Consider the following 21117-nt stretch of genomic DNA (forward strand, 5'->3'; position numbering starts at 1 on the left):
CGAGATCACCCCATCACCGCGCAACGGCAGCGTCAATCATCCCAACCGCGCTATCCAGAGCATTCCGCGCAAGTCAAGCCCGGGCACCGGTGATCCCTTCGTGACGCTCACCTAACATCAAACGTTCGCTTTACTGCGCTCGGGCGCCTTGGATGCACCGATAGCTGCCTATGTGACGGGAAGTGTGGGGGACCACGTTGTCGATCCCCTCACGCTGGCCTACTTCTCAATCAACTGCGATTGCCCGCTAGTAAAGTGATCCGGCCGCAACTCCCCCGGGAGTTAGGCTGCTCCTCCGCATGCTTCATCGCCGCGCTAGCGGACACGCGCTGGCTCGATCGCCGGCGCATTGAGCGCGATCCCGCGAAAGCGCCAGCAGCCGGGAAAGACGCTCGCTGCCTTGGAGTTCACGCCGTGCCGGCGATATCCAGGGCACAGGCCGCGGCCATCGTCGTTAGCGATAGGCCGGAAGCACGACATTTTGCCGCTGTTCGGCTCGCCTGAAGGCGACACGGGCCATTGACAAAAATTGCTTATTCATTCGCGCATTGATAGTCTGTCGGACAATTCGCCTAATTACAGCAATTCGCTCGAGTTCGTTGCCCGCCTGTGAGGCGCGCCGTTGCAGATTAATTGCGCATTCTAACCGCGCATCAACGCGCGGCTATCTCAAGTGGCAGCACAACCTCTTCCGTAATGGGGTTTTTGAATGGGTTCTTTGCGCGAAACGCTTTAAACTCGCGCTTGGCTGCAGCCAGAAGGCCGATGTCGCTGAAAATATCGACAGCAACACTTGCCATGGCTTTCGCGGCGTGTGTCAATCCCTTGTGTGCCGCCGGCATCTTGCCCTGCGCCACAAGTTGCCAGGAATGTACTGGCGTTCCTACCGCAAAACAGGCCACCCGACACTGCACCGTCGGCACAACCCAGCTGACGGTGCCTACATCCGTCGAGCCGACCAGATGTTCGCCAACATAGTCGAGCGGAAAGATTCTTTCGCTCAACGATTCACCTTCTTGTGGGTTCATGCCATAACGAGCGTACGCAGTCCGCATGTCCTCAGCAGAAAATGTCTTCTGGACTTGCGCGGCATAGGCACGATCAGCTGCATCGAAGCCCGGCCCGCCAAGCCGAAGGAGGTTAGCCTGCATAATCTCCTCGAGCGGACGGTTACCAACAAGATTTGCCTCGCCTGAGAGCTGCTTCACCTCGACGCGCGTTTCCGTCATGAGTGCGGCGCCCTGCGCAATGTTTTTTACCCTGCCGACTAGATCCCACATCTCATTGAGGTTGATCGCCCGAATGAGCTGGCGCACGGAAGCGCGAGCCTGCACGACGTTCGGCGCGTTGCCGCCAGTATCAGTGACCGCGTAGTGGACGCGCGCCGACGATGGCATATGCTCTCGCATGTAGTTTACGCCGACATTCATTAACTCGACCGCATCGAGCGCGCTTCGTCCCAGATGCGGCGCCACCGCCGCATGTGAGGCCCGGCCATCGAAAGTGAAATCTATTTCAACGCAAGCCAGCGATGTCGGCTTGAATACTCCCGTGAAATCGGCCGGGTGCCAAGATATTGCTACGTCGACATCAGAAAACACGCCAGCTCGCACCATGAACCCTTTACCTGAGCCATTTTCCTCCGCGGGACATCCGTAGTAGCGTACGCGACCCTTCTGGCCTGTTGCCGCCAGCCAGTCCTTGATTGCTGTGGCTGCAAGTAAGGCCGCTGACCCGAGCATATTGTGGCCGCATCCGTGCCCATTGCCTCCAGAAATCAGTGGCTTGTGAACCAAAGCCCCAGCCTCCTGACTCAACCCGGGAAGTGCGTCGAACTCGCCCAGAATGGCGACAATTGGACCATCTTTACCGGCTTCGCCCATTATCGCTGTTGGTAAGCCGGCAACATTGGTTTGAACTCGAAAGCCCTGCGCCCGCAGTATTTCCTCGTGCGCCGCCGAGGCAGCACGTTCCTGATAGTTCAGCTCTGGTTTTTCCCAAATATCGTCACTGAGCTTATGGAACGCGGGGGCCTTGTCCTCCGCGATGCGCCAGATGGCATCGGAATTTCTCATTTTCGTCCGTCCTTGGCTTTGCCCACTTCCAACCGCGGCGCAAGAAAAAGCCGGCTTCCTTGTTAATTCGTTTCCTAGGCTGCTAAATTGTAGCCGCTCATCAAGAGTTTGGCGTTCGTTACGGCATCATACACGGGCAATCCCGTCTGCTCGCGTACCTCCTGCGCCACAACTGGAAATCCCGTGCATTCAAATAGTATCGCTTCAATGCCGTCATGTTGCGTACGTATAAGCGCGATTGCAGCTAGCAGATCTTTGGTCAGTTGCGGAACCGTGTAGTCATTCTCCGGTCGCGACATTGCTTTCCATGTTTCAGAATTTTCTATGCCCGCGACCACAATGCGCTCACACGAGCGGAGACCGGCAAGCATCAGCAAATCGGAAGTCAATGGCCGGGAGTCGAAGGTCAAAATCCCAATACGTCCTTTGATCGACGCATCCAGATAGGGCAGCAGTAGCAAGGAGGACATCGACACCGGTACCGACAATGCGTGCGCCATTGCTTTTTGGTACTTGATCGTAAATCCGCAATTGCTCGTGATCGCAATTGCGCCATCACGCACCAAGTCTCTCGCCGCGCTTATGTACGCGGCTTCCAATTTGTCGTCTTCACCGCCAAAAACGACATTCTTGGTCCAAGCGCCCGAAACCTGGCGGCAAATCGTCGGAAATGAAAACGTAGCTGGATTGCTGAGCGATCCGGCCATGGTCTGTGGAGTATTCTGTAACTGCAGTATGCCGAGCGCACCGATTTTCCTTGTCATGTACTTTGCTCCGAGCATTTCAATTTCCATGACACTTTCAATCCAAACGTGTCATCTCTCGGCCCGGATATTAACGGAGCCTCAGATCTAAATCTAACCAATACAGTGCGTCGCTGGCAGGGATTCTGCACAGGATCGGCCAAATGCGAGGCTTTCATCTCATCGACGGCCAAGTAAGGAGCAGAAACAACGCATTGGGACGCTTGTCACGCCAAGAACATCACGGTTGCCGGGTCCCAGCCGTTAGCGCCGCCACGCGCACTACGATAATTGCACGGACGCGAGGCGCTGCCTAGCAGCCCACCCGCTTAGCTTCGAACTATCTTATTGAACTGCTCGATCCGCGCGCTGCGGGTTGCGATCCACTTGTCCCATTCGACTTTCCTTTTCAAGGCATTGCGCGCAGGCGAGTTGAAAAGGAGGTCCTTGCTAAGTTCTTCCGTCAATTTGACGTCGGTCGTTACACCATACCGAAGCGCCTCGGGTAGGCCCAGCATGCCTTGTTCGGAGAGTAGTTGCTGAGCGAACGCATGTGCAGCTTCCAGATGCTTCATTCCTTTGACAATGTTGATATAGACGTTGACCGAGTATACACCTTTGGGTGGGACAACGGTGACGATGGGAACGCCCTTCGTGCGCAATTCATGGGCGCGACCGTCCCAGAAGATGCCCGCATGCGCTTCTTCGTTTTGAAACATCTGCAGCTCGGCGACGGTTGTCTGCGCAAGCGCGACAATGTTCGGCTTCGCGGCGGCCAATATCTTGAATGCTGGCTCGATGTCCGAAATCGAGCCGCCATTTTCGTCGGCCATGGCAAGAAGGTATAGGCTCGCGGTGTCGAGGGTCGCAGTCGGAATGACCGCACGGCCAGCCAAATCTGCTCGGGCGATATCCGAATACGACGTGAGCGGCTGTTTAATGTATTTTGAGTTGTAGACGGGAACGACGGAGGAGACGCTGAATGGCACACCGTAATCGCCGAATTCGCGAAACCCAGGAAGAATCCGTTTGATGTTTGGAACGTCAGACGCCTTGACCTCTTCGATGATGCGGGCCTTAAGCAGCTCGACCATGTAAGCACTGTCCGCCATAAAGATGTCATATGGCGGATTTTCCTTATTCGCGACCAGCTTGACGAGATCCGCTGCTTGGGTGCCGGCGATGAACTGAACTTTTAGTCCGTACTTCTCTTCGAGAGGCGCGGCCACACTCTTTGTGAGGACTGCATCCCAGGCGCCGCCGTACCCATTTACACGCAATGTAATACCGGCAAATTTCTTCGACTGAGCCTTGACTTGAGGTGCGGTCAGAACGCTAGCCGCAGCCGCAGCCGCGGATACTAACAGTTTTCGCCTTTTCATTACCCGATTTCCTCTCTTCTGCTGCCCCTCATGAAGAGGAGGGACGAATACTGGACAGACGCGTGTGCCAGGACAATGAGCAATAATTTCCAATCTCTTGTGTCGGAGCGAGCCCAAAGGACCGGAATCCACTCAAGCGCCGCCTTGCCGCTGGCTGCCCCTCCTCGTGTGCCTTGTGCCGCGCATGTTCGATGCGGAACTCGTAGCCTCACATGCACCATGAAACATGAAACGCAGAAACAGCGCTACTCTCGTTCCGACGAACGACAGCGCCCCCTGATGGCAGGAGGCGTTCAACATCTATTGGTAGGTTTACAACGCTCCACAGCTTCCGCTCATTTCGATTCTGGAGGATTTAGCCAGCCCTCCCCTCTAGGTAGCTTCCCGACGCCGTGTGCCTGGTATTAACTTTGGCGCGCGCGGGTCAATACCCCCGCTTGCGATCGACGACGTTCTCCAGCGCGCCCCCGGCCTCGAAGCGCGCGATCTGCTGGGCGACGTATTTTGAGATCTCGTCGGCGTCGGTGTCGGCGGCGTTGTGCGGCGTCAGCACCACCTTCGGATGGCTCCAGAACGGGCTCGCCTCGGGCAGCGGCTCGGCCTCGAAGACGTCGAGCGAGGCCGCGCCCAGCGTGCCGTCGTCGAGCGCGCGCAGGATCTCGGCCTCATTCTGCAAGCCGCCGCGGCCGGCATTGATGATGACAGGCGCGCCGAGCGGGCTCTGGCGGTTCAGCTTCGCGAACGCGTCGCGGTTGAGCACATGCCTTGTGCCCGGCGTCAGCGGCAGCAGGCAGACCAGGATGTTGGTCTCGCGCAGGAATGCGTCGAGCCCGTCCGCGCCGTGATAGCAGGCGATGCCGTCGATCCGCTTCTCGCTGCGGCTCCAGCCGACGATGCGGAAACCGAGCGCGCGCAGCGCACGTGCCGCGGCAGCGCCGAGCGTGCCGAGCCCCATCACGCCGACCGTGATCGCGTTCGCCGCCCATTGATGGTCCGGCGCCCAGCGCTTCACTCGCTGCGACTCACGCAAGTAAAGCTCCTGGCGATGATGCATCAGCACATGCAGCACGACATATTCGGTCATGCGGTTGGTGAGGTCGGAGACCGCGACCCGCACCAGCGGCACGTCGGGCAGCGAGCGATCGGCCATCAGCGCGTCGACCCCGGCGCCGAGATTGAAGATGACGCGCAGGTTCTTGAATGCCGCGAGCTCGCCCGGCTTCGGCTTCCACACCGCGGCGTAATGCACCTCGGCGGGATCGAGCGCGCCGTCCGGCAGCAGCACCACGCGGCGGTCCGGGCAGACCGCGTCGAACCGCGCCTTCCAGCGCGCCGACGACCAGTTTTCCGAGCCGCCATTGATCAGCAGCGCGAGCGCGCCCTTACCCATCCCGATGTCTCCAACCTCAACCGGCAGCAGGATTGCCGCCGAATACTGCGCCATCGAGCGACATTTAGTGCGCTATTTAATGAACAGGATGCGCGGTGTCGAAGTCAAAGGTTCGTAACCCGTTTCAGTCACAGCAAAAGGCTGCGTTACGGCTACGCTCCTATCGTCCATCCAAAGACCAGGCATCATATGGAAACACATGCCTGGCTGAAGAACTGTTTCATCTCCCTTGCGAAGATTAGCAGTGCGCTCTGCTACCGATGGCGGGTAACCAATTCCAATCGGGTAGCCGAGCCTCCCCTCCTTCTCAAGTCCATGACGGGCGAGTACCTGCGCAAAGGCACCGTGGACTTCCGAGCAGGTGCGACCAGGACGGACACTTTCGAGGCCCGCATTCAGGGCTTCGATGGCGATCTCGGAGAATTTCTCGTAGGCGGAGGACGGCTTTCCGATGCAAATCGTTCGGCTTACATTGATCTGGTAGCGAAGCCGATTCCCATGAACTTCGACGTTGATTGTTGTAGACTCTGGCAGCACCTTGTCTGTCCACGCGGAATGCGGCGCGAGAGCGCGTTCCCCAACACAAAGATGCAGGGCCGAAGAATCGTAGCTGCCTCCGAATTCTGGCGTACCTGAAATCTGCTGGTGATAGACGGCAGCCGCAAGGTCGCATTCGCGTACGCCGGGCTCTGCGGTGTCAATCGCCCGCTTTAGCATCGCATCGCCGATCCGACCGGCTTGACGCATGAGAGACACTTCCGCTGGACTCTTCGTGAGGCGAATCCAATTGACTAGCAAGTCGGCGTCTACGAACTCTGCCTGCGGCAGTGCCCTGACAAGGTCGGCATGTGCGCGCGCGGAGTAGTAGAAGCCTCCCATCTCCACGCCGATTTTCGCCCTTTCATGACCAATTTCCTTTACGACGTCCGCCATGAAGTCATACGCCGACAAGGTGGCCGAGTTTACATACTCATCCGGGAAGGCCCTGATGTTATCTTCTGCGAGATAAGTCGTTATTTTTGCCGAGATGCGGTCCATGAACCGCGTGATAAAAATGGGTTCATCGTGATTGAGCGCGACGATCGCGATTTGTGGGGTATAGAAAGAATAGGCATCGTAACCAGTTAGATAATTCAGATTGGGGGGCTCGGACACGAGCAGAATATCGATACCACGCTTGGCCATCGCTCCTTTCACGGCCGCAACCCGTGCGTCGAATTCGGTTCGCTCAAAGTGCAGTATTTTTTCCATGCTGATTTACCTCAGGGGCGTTGACTGTGTATGCGCGGTCAGACCACGACCTTCCAAGCGCGCGGGATAGCGTTCCGACTGCCTCCCGTCCACGAGCCTCGCGGATCTGTATTTAGATCTCAGGCTATCGCATAGCCTCGCCGTTTTCCTGCTTGCAGGAGGGTGAGCTCGCATAATTTCTGCGTTGTTTTCAATTGCCCAGCAGCTTGCGGCGTAAGATAGATACTAATCGCTCTGTCAATGCGCCTTGCACAGACGAGCTGCGGCAACGGAGCTTCTTCGGGCCTAGCGTTACTCGCGCCGCGCTGCACAAGTCGCTCCAACCCGCCTCTACTGGGCAAGGCGAGCATTCTTTCATCGGTGGCACAGAGCTCCCAACTGGCGCTTCCACATGGTCGAACGGTCGCCGATCGTTTTTGAGGGAGCGCCGCGGCAACTTTGCCAATGCTGGCCGGCCGAGCGTCAAGGCGCAAGAATTGGCCGATACGTGCGTCAAATTTGGATCGTAACGATTCGAAGACACTCGACGCCAGCCTTAACCAGAAATCTGACGTCGCCCCGTTGAAATTACCTATTTATTCGGGATACTGGTGTCACAAAAGGATTTGCGTCGCAGTTTTCTGCCGTTCGGACGATTTCCTGCATTCGGCAGGATATTTTGAGACGAGTTTCGCCTGGAGGCGATTATGCAATACGATCGGATAGATGCCCGCATCCTTGAGCTCGTGCAAAAGAACAACCGTCTAACTTCCGAGGTAATCGGCGAACTGGCCGGGCTCTCTGCTACCGCTTGTCAACGACGACTGAAGAGGCTCCGTTCGGATGGAATCATCGAGGCCGACGTCTCGATCGTTTCCCCGAAGGCGGTAGGAAACCCCATTCAAATGCTTGTGCTGGTGAGCTTGGAGCGGGAGCGCGCAGATATCATCGATAGGTTTAAGAAGGCCATCAAATCTTCGGCTGAAGTCGTCAACGGATTTTACGTCACCGGCGACGCTGACTTCGTCCTCTACATTACCGCCCGCAGCATGGAAGATTACGAACAGTTCACTCGACGATTCTTCTATGAGAATCCGGACATAAAGGGGGTCAAAACGATGGTCATAATGGATCGCGTTAAGGCCGGCTTTGCCGTTCCAATTGAAGTTCCGTCAGAAGGTTGACGCACTTCATCCATCGCACGTGCGTTCGCGCACTTGTTCATCTCTCTCCTATAAACGCTTCCCACACACGGTCTGTCCTCGATGCTGCTGTCGAGCTTTGAGCTGAGAGAGTTCTCCTCGTAGACATTCCAATGGGATTGAGGCCTACGAATCTCGCGCTTCATTCAGTTGCACGCCCCATCCTCCCTGATGGGAACGTCCAAGCCACAGCAGCTCGGCATTCAAGTGACTCAGCTGAGGGTCCGCTGATGAAAAGCGAACTTACCTCGCCCTCGACCACCGTCAGTGCCGAGTTTTATCGCGCTTACGCGAGCGCCAGCAATTTGAACAGGACTACTAGTCGAGTGGAACATCTCTCGTAGCTGATCACGGCGAACTCACGCATGCCCCCGGGACGTCACCGAAGAAGACTCACTCTGAGCAGATGGCCTACTGCGCTTAATCGGTGTGAGCGATGCGTTGAGCCTGCAAATTCCAAGCTGAGATTCGAGAATGCGCTGGCAGTGTGGTCTGACAAGCTGGCCGGAACACCGAAGAGCCGGCTTTCCTGTCGATGTTATTGAGCTTCGCGGCGCAAAGTGGGTTCAGATGGCAGCCACACATCAGCCACCTCGTCGAAACGAGCGACCGGCTAGTTGCCTCCTGCACCGACGGCCATATCGCTCGACATGCAAAGGCGCCCACTCCACCATTGAAATCGTCACCTCCGTGAAGATTGCTAGCGCTCTGTGGCCTCGGTGCCGTGTATCAAGCCGCTCGCAATATATATATACCTATCGCCCGGCGCGTCTCGAAGAGTTGAGCTGCAGCATCAGCGCATCGGCAGGGCAAGCTGGGAGGTCAAAGGCTCCGGTCAGCCGGTGAAGACGACAGTCTTCTTGCCATTCAGCACCACGCGATCTTCGAGATGATGGCGCACGGCGCGGGCGAGTACGCGCCGTTCTATATCACGGCCTTTCCGGATGAGATCGTCCGGCGTGTCACGATGCGAGATTCGTTCGACGTCCTGCTCGATGATTGGCCCTTCGTCGAGGTCGGACGTTACATAATGCGCGGTCGCACCGATCAACTTGACGCCTCGCTCGTGAGCTTGGTGATACGGCTTGGCCCCTTTGAACCCCGGCAAAAACGAGTGGTGAATGTTAATGCAGCGGCCCGACAACTTGGCTGAGAAACCGTCCGACAGAATCTGCATGTAGCGCGCAAGGACGACGAGATCCGTATTGGTCTCCTGCACGATCTCCCAAATTCGTGCCTCCTGCTCCATCTTCGTCTGCTTGGTGACTGGTAGATGGTGAAACGGCAGCTTGGTCAGATCGGTGGAGACGAGATGCTCGCGGTTGTGGTTAGAAATGATCGCCGTTATCTCCATCGGCAGTTCGCCTATACGCCAGCGATAAAGCAAATCGGCCAGGCAATGATCGAATTTGGAAACCAGGAGCATCACACGTTTTTTGGCAGAGCTTCGCCGCAAGGTGAATGTCATGGCGAAACGCTTGGCGAGCTCCTCGATCGACACAGCAATTTCTACTTCTGATCTCGCTTGCTCAAGGCGATCGAAAACAACGCGCATAAAAAAGTGATCGGTTTCGGTATCGTCGAACTGCTGAGCATCGAGAATATTGCAACCGGCGTCGAACAGAAGGCTCGAAACCGCCGATACGATCCCTGGACGATCAGGGCAGGACAAGGCAAGGATCATGGAACGGTCGCACATAGCAGTCACCGCCCGGCGCTGCCTTGTAGGCTGCTCAGAAGGCAGGAGGTAATAGTCATGCCTGAGACCGCGCTCTGAGCAGCTCCGGGGCGACGAGGTCTTCAGTGTTGCGCCATTCGCCCTTAACTCGGGTGCGATTCGTATCGTAGAAGCCGCGAAGGGATGCGATGGCAGCGTGTCTTTCGCCGGCGATTTCTATCTCAAAAGTTCCCTGAGACAGCCATTCGGCACTTACTCCGCTCTCGGAGTGGAGATACCCCATGCCGACGCCACAGCCCAAGGTGTGGCCGAAACCGGCCGAGCGCAGGTAGCCCACGAGCAACCCATTGCGCCAGACTGGCTCTGTTCCGAACATGAGGGGCACCGCCCGGGGCGCTGCTAGCTGCACTAGGCGCCGGAGCGGAATCTTCCCACGCTGTGACTCGAGGACCCTCCGCCCGATAAACTCCTCAGCCTTGTTCCAGGCGATCGTGAATCCCAGTCCCGCTTCGAGCGGCGAATCTTCGTCACTCACGTCGGCGCCCCAGTCGCGGTAACCCGCCTCAAGGCGCAACGTGTTGAGCGCTACGTAGCCGGCGTGGCACAGATCGAGATCGCGTCCCGCGGCGATCAGCGCATCATAGACACCCAGAGCCTGATCGGTCGGGATGTGCAGCTCCCATCCCAGTTCTCCGACAAAGGTCATGCGGAAAGCGAGAGCCATGCCATAGCCAATCTCGATTTCTCGGGCCGTCGCGAAGGGAAATGCAGCGTCAGAGAAATCCGCCGGGCTCACGCGCATGAGCAGCTCTCGCGAACGCGGCCCCATGACGGACAGGCACGCGTAGCCCGACGACACGTCAGTGACAAACACATGGCCCACACGCCTAGCCTGCATTCGCAGCCAGGCGAGATCCCGGATCCGCTGCACAGCCGCCGTGACCACCAGGAACTCCTCCTCGCCTGTTCGTGCGATGGTGACATCGGACTCCATGCCCCCTCGCTCATTGAGCCAAGGGGTGTACACGACACGGCCCACTGGAACGTCAACGTCATTAGTGGAGAGGTGCTGAAGAAAGGAGAGCGCATCAGGGCCCTGCACCAGCAGATGCGCGAAGGAGGTTTGATCAAATACCGTGACCTTGGAACGGGTCGCCTCGTGCTCCGCACCGCTCGCCTTGAACCAGTCGTCGCGAGCAAATGTGGCATGGGCATTCGCCGGCGCCTCAGAGGCGCCAAACCATTGCGCCCGCTCCCACCCAGCGGCCTCGCCAAACTTCGCACCGGCAGCTGCCAGCCGATCGTGTAGCGGCGAGACGCGCACATTACGGGCTGTGACAGGCGATTTGTGAGGCCAGTGCAAGGCGTAAAGGAGCCCAACCGCCTCGCCCGTTCGATCGCGCAAATATCGACGATTGCGCTGGAATGGCATCGCGCGTCGGACGTCCATTTCCCAATAGTCACTGGCGGGCATGCCGGTTGACATCCACTCGGCCATGACTTTGCCCGCGCCCCCGGAGGACTCGATGCCACACGAATTGAAGCCCGAGGCCACATAGAGGCCGTCGATATCGGGTGCAGGCCCTAACAGGAACCGATTGTCGGGCGTGAAACTCTCCGGACCATTGAAAGTCAGCTGCAGCCCCACGTTTTCGAGGGCCGGCATGCGCCGCAGAGCATTGGCGAGGTGAGGCTCAATATGCTCCAAGTCGTCAGGCAGTGAATCGAAACTGAACTCGCGGGGGATGCCCTCCATACCCCAAGGCTTGCCGTTAAGCTCAAAGAAACCGACCAGCAATTTACCCGTGTCTTCTTTTGCGTAGAAGCACGCGTCAAGGTCACGCACGGTGGGAGTATCGTGCGATAAACCTGCAATGGATTCTGTCACGACGTAAAAATGCTCTGCCGCGTGCAACGGCACTGTCCAATTGAGATCGGCAGCCAAAGACCGGCTCCACATCCCCGCGCAGATGACGACTTTTTCGGAGCGGACGTTGCCGTACGCGGTCTCAACGCCGGCGATTCGCCCCTTCTCGGTCATGATGCGCGTCACCGGCACGCGCTCCACGATTTTTGCTCCCCCTTGCCGCGCGCCGGCCGCGAACGCGCGCGCCGTGTCCACCGGATTAGTCTTGCCATCGGAGGCGATCCATGCCGCACCAAGCACATCTGCCACATCGAGCAATGGTACACGTCGCTTGGCTTCTGCGGCATCGATGATCTCGACATCGAGACCAAAGGAGCGCCCCATCGATGCACCTCGCTTCAGCTCCTCAAGCCGGGCAGGTGTCGCCGCAACGGTGATCGACCCACATTGCCGAAAGCCGGTGTGCTGGCCGGTCAGCTCTTCGAGTTCTCGGAACAATCCTGCGGTGTACTGAGCCAGCTTCGCCATATTCTCGTTGGCTCGAAGCTGGGTGACAAGTCCGGCCGCGTGCCAGGTTGTGCCGCAGGTCAGCTGATCGCGTTCGAGCAGCAGAACGTCGCGATGTCCAAGTCGCGTGAGATGAAAGGCAATGGAAAGACCGATAATACCACCACCGACAACGACGTATTCCGCATGGGAAGGCAGCTTGCTTTGCATTAAACTACTCAGAAGAATGACTGCAGGTGGGCCTGAGCGCGGCCCAGGATCAGCTTGTAGAAATGCTTGACGCAATCGATTCGAGATTGGCGACGCGATTCATCACGCAACGTTCGATCCGGATGCTGTTTTCGACGCGCACGCGACGAGCTATTCGCGCGAACTCGAGCACCATTGGCACGCCTTTGCTGATAGCTGATCCCGCTTTCCACTGAATCATGCGTGATAGGGCGCTTGGAGTGCACGAAACTCTGCAAGTTTGCTCTTCCTTCGCGCATTTTGATCCGCGACCGTGATCGACAGGGCACTTCCATCTTTCGCGCGTATATTATCGATCCCTAGATCTGAAACTAACCAAGATTGACCATCGCGGAGCTGAAATTCTGCACCAGGCCGTCAAAGCGCGATGCTTTGTGCCCTCAACCTCGGCCTAACGTGAGCAGTCCAGGCGCGCGAGGAGAGAGAGAGAGAGAGAGAGAGAGAGAGAGAGAGAGAGATCTAGAAGCGGCTTGCACGCGAACGATGGCCAATCGCCCATTCAATGGAAGCGGACATAAATATTGGGCTCGCGGAATCGACAGAAACGTGACTTCAGAAAATGATTGTAGGGGCGGCGATAACAATCATCGAACGTTCGATAGTTACCGAACGCCGATCGTGCATTCTGAGAGGCTTTTGCAGCACAGACTTTACTGCAATCACGCGGTACAGGAATTTTAGCGTATGCATGATGGCCATTTGGCCGCCGTAGCCTAACCCAAACGGGCGGACGTTCTTCGCGGCACGAAAGTAAATTAGAGCGTCTTTTCGCTCGTTGAGTGGCTAGTCATACTTCGTATGCGTTGCATCAGCGGCGATTGCACCAGTAGTTCGGTTTGATGAGTGTTTCAAACGCGACGAAGTTGGCCGGCAACCGCAATCGCGAAAGCAGCGAGATGCGCAAAGGCAAGCGGATTAAGACGCCGACGGCCCCGCTGAATGGTGGCGACGTTCAGATCCTTCCGACTTCCCAGCTAGAAATTGACATGCAGGACTTTGCTGGCTGATCCAGCATGGCTGAATTCGGCCTCAGGATTGACCACCAACGACAAACCGCGGCGCGAAACTGCTGCACTTATGGTGTTGGTGAGCAAGTACGCAACAGTCATGGGCCCGACACCACCAGGTACCGGAGTTATGTAACTTGCGCGCTTACTCGCTTCCGCGAAGGCCACATCCCCGACAATTTTGGCAGCGCCGGTCGATTCGATCGCACGATTAACGCCGACATCAATGACAATCGCGCCTGGCTTGATCCAATCACCCCGGACCAGTTCCGGGCAACCAGCGGCAGCAATGACAATGTCGGCTTTTCGACAGAGGTCCGGAAGGTTGCGCGTCTGGAGCTGCGCACCCGTCACAGTGCATCCGGCATCGCCGAGCATAAGCGCAAGAGGTTTTCCAACGATATTCGAGCGGCCGATGGCGACGACGTCAAGCCCGTTCATGTCATTCACGACAGTCTTGATGAGATGGACAACCCCAAGCGGAGTGCAGGGAGCAAGAGCTGGCCGACCCGCTGCTAACCTTCCAGCATTGTAAGGATGAAATCCGTCCACATCCTTTGCTGGATTGATGGCCTCCAACACGCGCCAACGGTCGATGTGCTCGGGCAGCGGAAGCTGAACGAGGATGCCATCGATGGAATCGTCAACGTTAAGATCCTCGATCAACTCAAGTAGCTCGAGTTCGCCAACATTGTTCGGCAGCAAGAATTGCTCAGACTTGAAGCCAACGGCCTGGGCCTGTCTGACCTTCGCTTTCACGTAAACCGAGCTGGCCGGATCCCTGCCGACCAGCACTACGGCCAAGCCTGGGGTAACATTGCGTTCGGCCCGCAGTATAGCCGCGTCCCGCGCGACGCTAGCCCGCAGGTCCTGGGCGATGGCTTTTCCATCAATTCGGATAGCATTCATGACTGATTTCTCGAGCGTTTATCGAGGTAAGTTGGTGAGTTATCGACGAAGTCAGGATGTCAAGGATTACTACATAACTCCAACGATCGCCGGTCAGGTCGCGCGACGCTTCACTTTTGCTGCATGAACACGGAGAAATCATCAACTGTCGGAAACATCCGGGCTCAACTCGCGAAAAGGATTGTATAGTGAACACGAGCCCGCAGAAACCGCTAGCGCAGATGAGACTAAGGCTTCGTGCGCGTGACCATGCACGTGCAAGCATCCTGTTGTGCTGTCATCGACACAGTTCATCCGTTTCCTTGGTGCTGATCTTCCCTTTCATTCGAGAAGCGTCGGATCGACTTAAGCCTTTCGCGCAAAGATCCACTAAGAGCCACGACGACAACATGGTCGGATTTGCGTTTCGGATTATTTTTATCTCTGGCGCAGAGAATACCGAATACCTAAAGCCGAATTTCCATATTGTTATTACGATCGGCTTCGAAATTCTGCGGCCATTTGGAAAAATTCGTCGTCTCTTTCATTCAGCCCTCCTTTTACTGATGTACGCGGGCAAGGCACGAGAGAGGATGCCCCTTCCAGGGCCCCCTCAAGGAACGGGCGCACCACGGCGCAAATCGCTGCTCGCCAATGTGCACCGTGGTCGGATTAGCGACGGCAGCGCCAAGTCGCTTGTGGTAAGACATGGCGTGCCGGCGGCGAGAGATGTCCGTCACTGGTGTCTAAGCGGGTATCGCCATTCATGCTCAGGCGCAACACAGCGATGGAGCTACTGCAAGCGGGCGTCGATTGCTCGGTAATTGTTTTGTGGCGCGGTCATGAATCGATCCGAACGATGCAGGACCTACCTGATGCCCAATCTCGCATCAACGAAGAAAATTCACAAGCTCAGGCCGTACACTCACCGCAAGCGACCCCACTTCCAGCCAGGTGGCCGCCTGCTCGCCTTCCTTTGGGGGCGCTCCAAGACGCCAGACTAACGCCGAATGGAACCGGGACGACCACCGCTCGACCAGCCGGCGCAGCTCGGCGCCCCTCTCAAACTTGAAAATTGGATCGACCATGATCGACCCGGCTACATGGCCCCACGGTCGGAAGGCAGGGCATGATCGCTGGAGCCAAGAAAGCCATCGCGTCCGTGTTGCTGATTTCGAACCGTCCGGCGGCTTGTCCTTGTCGTAGGCATTCATTGTCGCAAAGACTTGAGATGGCCCCCCGCAGTCGAAGCTGTCGGCCCGAGCAACTTGAATTGTCAAGGCGCGGCTTCTTCCAGGTCGATCTTTCGATGAGGCCCCGATGGGAGAATTCAATGGACGAGAGCGATGATTCGTCATCACGCTCCAGTAAAAACGACCATGGCGCGAATCTTCGACATCTCGCCGGTGTACTCGTCTTCAGTGATGTTGATCCTGGCCACCTTCCCGTAGGCCCGAAGATCGCCTTGCATTGGGCCATCTGGGGGGAGCCCAAGAAACGATCGTGGGCTGGTCAGCTTCAAAGCCGAGTCTGAGCGCGGGAATGCGATCACCGCTAAGCTGGCGACCTCCAAGAATGGGCGAGGTCGTTGATAGGACGAGTTTCCGTCTTGCCTATCGGCTAGCGCAAATCCTTGACCGGTGAGGGCGCTGGCATAGGGCATGTGAGCGTAGAAGGCGGCAGCCGCTTTGGGATTGTGCGATGGATCGGGCGTGGATGCAGACCGCGCTGCATCGAACGTGGCCGCTCGCGATTTTGCCGCCACAGCTCGCTTTCATAATCGAGCTGGCGGGACGTTAACGGGCTCGAGCGGCCCCCTCACTTGAGCTTGAATCTGTTCACTTCCTCGAAGAACTCGATGATCTTCGTGCCTTCGGGAATCCGGGCACTGTGCACGGCACCAGATGGAATGTAGTACTGCTCTCCGGGTTGGTAGGTCTGCGTCCGGCCATTGATTGTCAATTCGATCTGTCCACAAAGCACGGCTCCCCACTGCGCTTTATGACTATGCGCCGGCACCTCCAATGCCTGGACGATATCGAAGAGACTAGCTGCCCATTCTCAGACTGGAGGGCGGAGGACCTCACGACTGAAGTAGGAAAGGAAATATCGGCTTCAGGCAGCCGAGTGATGATCTCAGGAAAGATCATAGCATCCCCGCTGATTGATTGAGAAGTGAATGTTACCGGGATGCAAGAGCCGCATTTAACTCATATTCAACGTGGCCTCGCAGATATTCTACTCGCCCGGGACTTGACAGGAAGGGCAGGTGCGACCTGATCGCCGGCCGCGTGCGTCGAAACGGGGCTGGCGCGAGCCTCGGGGGCGCCATCCGACGAGTGAAATCTTCGTCTCGATAGCACGCAATTTTGCGCGCCCGGATCGGCGAATGCCCGGACACCAAGACGATCAATTTATCCGAGGGCACCAAGCTCAAATACGACGGCTCCTGACGCCGCGCCCCCTCTTCTTGCGGCAGAAGGGCGTTCGTACTTGCCATCGGGATGAAGCAATGGCGCACCTTCAACCTGGCTCTCTCGCGCCCGGCCTTGGCAAGCGGTTTGATACTGGACGTGAGCTCAAGCGGGAAATTCTGAATCTAACCGCCAAAAACCGCGCCCAGTCCGACATTTCGAAGAATCTCCTCGATCCTCGCGCACCTTTAGTCGAATTTCTGCGCAAGTGGTCCTTACGATGCCCGTGCAACGGGTACCCAACCAGCCAATTCTGAGTGGTGAGCGGAAAGGAAGGATCCGTTACGACGGAAGAGCGAGAGGCGTTCATTGGGCGATCGAATCTGATCGCAAGGTCACTTCCAATTTTCGTCGCAGCTTCAGACTGAGCCCAATACTCGGCGAATCGACCGAAGCCGCGGCTGCATTTACACGGTGAGGGAGACTTTCGTGGTTAACCCAATCTCTATCGACCGCCGGCGCGCGCTTGGCCTGATCAGTGCCTCAGTTGCGGCACCCTTCGTCATGCGGCCAGCGGGCGCGCAAGCGGCTTTGCCCGATCAAAAGATTCCCGACATCCTGAAGGGCTCAGGCGAAGTGCGCATCGCAGGCTACGGCGGTATCGGTCAGGAGGCGCAGCGGAGAGCCTACTTCGAGCCTTTCGAGAAAGCGACCAGCATCAAGGTGCACGACGTCACCGACGCCGATGGGGCCAAGGTCAAGGCGATGGTTGATACCGGCAATGTCGAATGGGACCTGGTGCAGGCGGGTCGCGGCACGATTATGAACCTGATGAAGACCGGCGACTATTTCGAGAAGGTCGACTATTCGCTGATCGACGATGGCGTGGGCAAGGAATTCCGCTTCGAATATGGGCTGGACATGACGGTTTGGTGCATCGTACTGGGCTACCGTACCGATGCATTCAAAGCCACCACGCCCGCGAACTGGGCCGATTTCTGGGACACCCGCAAGTTCCCCGGCCCCCGCGCCATGTGGGGCATCGGCCCTGGCGCTCCGGAGATGGAGATCGCGTTGCTCGCGGCGGGCGTGCCGCCCGACAAGCTCTATCCTCTCGACGTCGACAAGGCGCTGGCCAGCTACGAAAAGATCAAGGATAGTGTAGCCAAGTGGTACACCACAGGCGCTGCACCCGGGCAGATGCTGACTGACCGCGAAGTCGTCATGACCACGGCCTTCAACGGCCGCACGATACCACTGCAGCAGCAAGGCTTGCCGATCGGCGTCTGTTGGAATCAGGCGATCGCCAAGCGCGATGCCTGGGGCATCCCCAAGGGGGCCAAGAACAAGGCCAACGCCATGAAATTCATCGCCTATTCGACTATGGCGATCCCACAGGCGCGTTTCTCAATGGCAGCCCCCTATGGGCCGGTCAATACGGGCGCCAACGAGTATATCCCGCCCGAGCAACTAAGGCTGCTGCCGAGCGCCCCCGAGATCGAGAAGCAGCTGGTGTCCTACAACTACGACTGGTGGCTCGAGAACCAAGCCGCGGCCAACGCCAAGTTCGCCAAGTGGCTGCTAGGCTAGCGCATCCTTCTGTCGATCCGAGTGCAGCGGGCACTCCTGGGAATACCGCAATCTATGAAACAAGCATCAAGCCTTGTGACTTCGCCGCAGGCGGATAGTTGTAGCCGCGGCGCTCGGGTGTCTCTCACCCATCTGGAGAAGAACTACGCAGGCCTCGCGGCCGTCGCCGGCGTCTCACTCGATATCTGCTCGAGTGAATTCCTCACCCTGCTGGGCCCCAGCGGCTCCGGTAAGACCTCGACGCTTATGATGATCGCGGGCTTTGAGGTTCCGAGTTCGGGCGACATCTCGATCGATGGGGTATCTGTGGTCTCCGAGCCACCTTATCGCCGCAACATCGGGATGGTGTTCCAAAACTACGCCCTCTTTCCGCACCTGACTGTGACCGAAAATATTGGTTTTCCGCTGAAGCAGCGCGGCGTGCCGAAGGCGGAGCGGGAAAGGCTGGTCGGCGAGGCTCTGGAGCTTGTCCGCCTTCCGGGCTATGGGGCACGGTATCCACGGCAGCTGTCCGGCGGGCAGCAACAGCGCGTGGCGGTAGCACGCGCCATCGTCTTCAAGCCACGGCTACTCTTGATGGACGAGCCCCTCGGCGCGCTCGACAAACAGCTGCGCGAGAATCTGCAGCTGGAGATGAGGCGGCTGCACGCCGACCTGCGCATCACCTTTATCTACGTCACGCATGACCAGGAAGAAGCGCTGACCATGTCGGATCGCATCGCCGTCATGAACGAGGGAAAGGTGGCGCAGATCGGCCGACCGGAGGACCTCTACAACCGCCCTTGCAGTCGCTTCGTCGCGGGCTTCATCGGCGAGTCCAATTTCATGCCAGCCATCGTGCGGGGCGTCGAGAACGATGTCGTGGTGGCCGAGTGTGCAGGGGTGCCGCTGCGGGCCTACTCCCCGGCGCGGCCGGCGAGCGGTACAAAGGTCACCCTGACGACGCGGCCCGAGCGCCTGCGTTTTTCCGACAGGCTTACAGAATCCGCAGTCAACCGAATGAGCGTCACCGTGATCGAGGCCGTGTTTGCCGGCGAGCGCTGTCGATATCTGCTGCAAGCCGATGACGGGACCTCGATCGTGCTCAAGGAAGCTACCAGCGCTTCGGTCCTCCGACGGTCTGTCGGCGAGCGCGTCGAAATCGCCTGGTCGGTAGCGGACACTATCCTTGTCTAAGATGGCGCATCACTCGATCATGGTTCAGCCCCCGCAGGCGGTAAGGCGTGGCAGAAACCATGCACTCCGACAGAGTGTGTCCCTGCTTCTCACGGTACCGCTCTTGCTCTTTATGCTGGCGTTCTACGCCGTTCCGGTCGTGACGATGTTGATGCGCAGCATCAACGATCCCACGTGGTCGTTGAATCACTACGCTTCGCTGCCCGCTGATACAGTGTTCCTCAAGACCTTCTGGAATACGCTCAGCACATCGGTGATCGTCACGTCCGCAACGCTGTTGCTGGGCTATCCTGTCGCGCTCGCACTGGCGCGCGCACGCTCGACAGCACCCCTCATCCTGATCTGCATCATGCTGCCGTTCTGGACTTCCGTGCTCGTGCGCAGCTATGCATGGATGGTGCTGCTCGGCCGCCATGGCCTGATCAACGAGGCGCTGGTGGCGCTCGGGCTCATTGAGGAACCGATCCGGCTGCTGAACACGACGCTCGCGACCGAAATCGCCATGAGCCACATCCTGCTGCCCTACATGGTCCTGCCGATCGCCAACGCGCTGCGGCAGATCGACCCATCGCTGGCGCGCGCCGCCTCAGGACTGGGCGCCTCGCCCTTGGGCACCTTCCGCCAGATCACCCTGCCGCTGTCGATGCCCGGCGTGATGGCCGGCCTGCTGTTGGTGTTCGTGCTGGCGCTCGGATTCTACATCACGCCCGCCCTCGTGGGCGACGCGCGCGACGTCACGCTCTCGATGCTGATCGCGCAGCAGGTCGACCAGTTGAAATGGGGCTATGCGGCGGCACTTGCCGCCGTGTTGCTGGCGAGCGCGCTCGCGCTGATCGCGCTAGCCCGGTGCCTGCCAGGTGTTGGCGAGGCCTATCGGATGAACCTGCGATGAGCGTTGTGCGACTTCTGGCGGCCCGCCTGCTGCCAACGACCATCGTGGGCTTGATCCTGCTATTCCTCTCCTTCCCGATCATCGTGGTCTTCATCGAGTCCTTCTCCTCGGCGCCGTATCTCACATTTCCGCCGCCCGGCTTAAGTTTGAGGTGGTACAGGGCCTATTTCGGCAGCGCGAACTGGCTGGAATCGACCTGGCTCAGCGTCTGGGTGGCGGGAGTCGTTGTTGCGTTTTCCACCATCCTCGGAACGCTTGCGGCAATTGGCATTGTCCGCCTGCCGCGGCTTTTGCGCGTGGCAGCGATCGCGCTGATCCTTTCGCCTATGATCGTGCCGGTGATCATCGTCGCAATCGGGGTCTACTACGCGTACGCTCGCTTTGGATTAATCGGCTCGCCGATAGGAATAGTCCTGGCGCACACGTGCCTTGCCGTGCCCTTCGTTGTGACCAGTGTTAGCGCCAGCCTCGCCGGCATCGATCCCAGGCTCGAACAAGCGGCGCTCAGCTTGGGTGCCACGCCTAGCGGCACGTTTTGGCAAGTGACCTTCCCGCTAATCCGGCCAGGCGTGCTTGCCGGCGCATTGTTTGCATTCATCACCTCCTTCGACGAGGTGGTCGTCGCGATGTTCCTGTCGGGATCCGGCGCCATCACCTTACCGCGGCGCATGTGGGACGACATACGCTTCGAGATCAATCCCACAATCGCCGCCGTATCGACGCTCACGGTCGTCCTGGCGGCGTTGCTGCTGCTCACTGCGCACTTCTTGCGCAAGAGATCTGGGTAAAACCCATCGCTCTCAATCCTAGCCACGCACGCGGTCAGT

15 protein-coding genes are annotated in these 21117 nt (G+C 58.1%); 5 read left to right on the forward strand and 10 right to left on the reverse strand.

All coding sequences use genetic code 11. The features are described from left to right. Positions 1 to 653: 653 nt before the first annotated feature. From ACZBJS_RS23545 to ACZBJS_RS23565, 5 genes are all read right to left on the reverse strand, one after another. A complete protein-coding gene (locus ACZBJS_RS23545; RefSeq protein WP_463439287.1) occupies positions 654 to 2075 on the reverse strand; it encodes a M20 family metallopeptidase in 1422 nt (473 codons plus the stop codon). Positions 2076 to 2149: 74 nt separating this feature from the next. After that, positions 2150 to 2869 carry an aspartate/glutamate racemase family protein gene (locus ACZBJS_RS23550; protein WP_463439288.1) on the reverse strand — a complete coding sequence of 240 codons (720 nt, stop codon included), beginning with the start codon at positions 2867 to 2869 and terminating at the stop codon, positions 2150 to 2152. Positions 2870 to 3147: 278 nt separating this feature from the next. Continuing rightward, positions 3148 to 4200, reverse strand: a complete 1053-nt coding sequence (locus ACZBJS_RS23555; protein WP_463439289.1) for an extracellular solute-binding protein — start codon at positions 4198 to 4200, stop codon at positions 3148 to 3150. Positions 4201 to 4624: 424 nt separating this feature from the next. Continuing rightward, a complete protein-coding gene (locus ACZBJS_RS23560) occupies positions 4625 to 5590 on the reverse strand; it encodes a 2-hydroxyacid dehydrogenase (protein ID WP_463439290.1) in 966 nt (321 codons plus the stop codon). A 72-nt stretch (positions 5591 to 5662) separates the two neighbouring features. Then, a complete protein-coding gene (locus ACZBJS_RS23565; RefSeq protein ID WP_463439291.1) occupies positions 5663 to 6841 on the reverse strand; it encodes a M24 family metallopeptidase in 1179 nt (392 codons plus the stop codon). Between the two features lie 686 nt (positions 6842 to 7527). Between ACZBJS_RS23565 and ACZBJS_RS23570 the strand changes: the two genes are divergently transcribed. After that, the gene (locus tag ACZBJS_RS23570; protein ID WP_463439292.1) at positions 7528 to 8004 is read left to right on the forward strand and encodes an Lrp/AsnC family transcriptional regulator; all 477 of its coding nucleotides are present in this window, start codon (positions 7528 to 7530) and stop codon (positions 8002 to 8004) included. 853 nt (positions 8005 to 8857) lie between these two features. Here the strand turns inward: ACZBJS_RS23570 and purU are convergent. The 5 genes from purU to ACZBJS_RS23595 form a co-directional block, all read right to left on the reverse strand. Then, a complete protein-coding gene (purU, locus tag ACZBJS_RS23575) occupies positions 8858 to 9706 on the reverse strand; it encodes a formyltetrahydrofolate deformylase (protein ID WP_463439293.1) in 849 nt (282 codons plus the stop codon). A 70-nt stretch (positions 9707 to 9776) separates the two neighbouring features. Continuing rightward, positions 9777 to 12284, reverse strand: a complete 2508-nt coding sequence (locus ACZBJS_RS23580; RefSeq protein ID WP_463439294.1) for a GcvT family protein — start codon at positions 12282 to 12284, stop codon at positions 9777 to 9779. Between the two features lie 8 nt (positions 12285 to 12292). Beyond that, a complete protein-coding gene (locus ACZBJS_RS23585; RefSeq protein ID WP_463439295.1) occupies positions 12293 to 12541 on the reverse strand; it encodes a hypothetical protein in 249 nt (82 codons plus the stop codon). 756 nt (positions 12542 to 13297) lie between these two features. Next, the gene (folD, locus tag ACZBJS_RS23590; protein WP_463439296.1) at positions 13298 to 14239 is read right to left on the reverse strand and encodes a bifunctional methylenetetrahydrofolate dehydrogenase/methenyltetrahydrofolate cyclohydrolase FolD; all 942 of its coding nucleotides are present in this window, start codon (positions 14237 to 14239) and stop codon (positions 13298 to 13300) included. Between the two features lie 1797 nt (positions 14240 to 16036). Further along, a complete protein-coding gene (locus ACZBJS_RS23595; RefSeq protein ID WP_463439297.1) occupies positions 16037 to 16237 on the reverse strand; it encodes a cupin domain-containing protein in 201 nt (66 codons plus the stop codon). 884 nt (positions 16238 to 17121) lie between these two features. On the opposite strand from ACZBJS_RS23595, the gene ACZBJS_RS23600 reads away from it, so the two are divergent. From ACZBJS_RS23600 to ACZBJS_RS23615, 4 genes are read left to right on the forward strand one after another with little or no spacing between them, the layout of a single operon-like run. Further along, positions 17122 to 18222 (forward strand): ABC transporter substrate-binding protein, encoded by a 1101-nt coding sequence (locus ACZBJS_RS23600; protein WP_463439298.1) that lies wholly within the window; start codon positions 17122 to 17124, stop codon positions 18220 to 18222. 54 nt (positions 18223 to 18276) lie between these two features. Then, a complete protein-coding gene (locus tag ACZBJS_RS23605) occupies positions 18277 to 19398 on the forward strand; it encodes an ABC transporter ATP-binding protein (protein WP_463439299.1) in 1122 nt (373 codons plus the stop codon). Position 19399: 1 nt separating this feature from the next. Next, positions 19400 to 20290: an ABC transporter permease gene (locus ACZBJS_RS23610; protein ID WP_463439361.1), complete on the forward strand. Its 891-nt coding sequence runs from the start codon at positions 19400 to 19402 to the stop codon at positions 20288 to 20290. Continuing rightward, a complete protein-coding gene (locus ACZBJS_RS23615; RefSeq protein ID WP_463439300.1) occupies positions 20287 to 21078 on the forward strand; it encodes an ABC transporter permease in 792 nt (263 codons plus the stop codon). Before ACZBJS_RS23610 ends, ACZBJS_RS23615 begins: the two co-directional genes overlap by 4 nt. Positions 21079 to 21117: the final 39 nt, after the last annotated feature.

It is taken from the genome of Bradyrhizobium sp. KZN70725 (assembly GCF_055264925.1).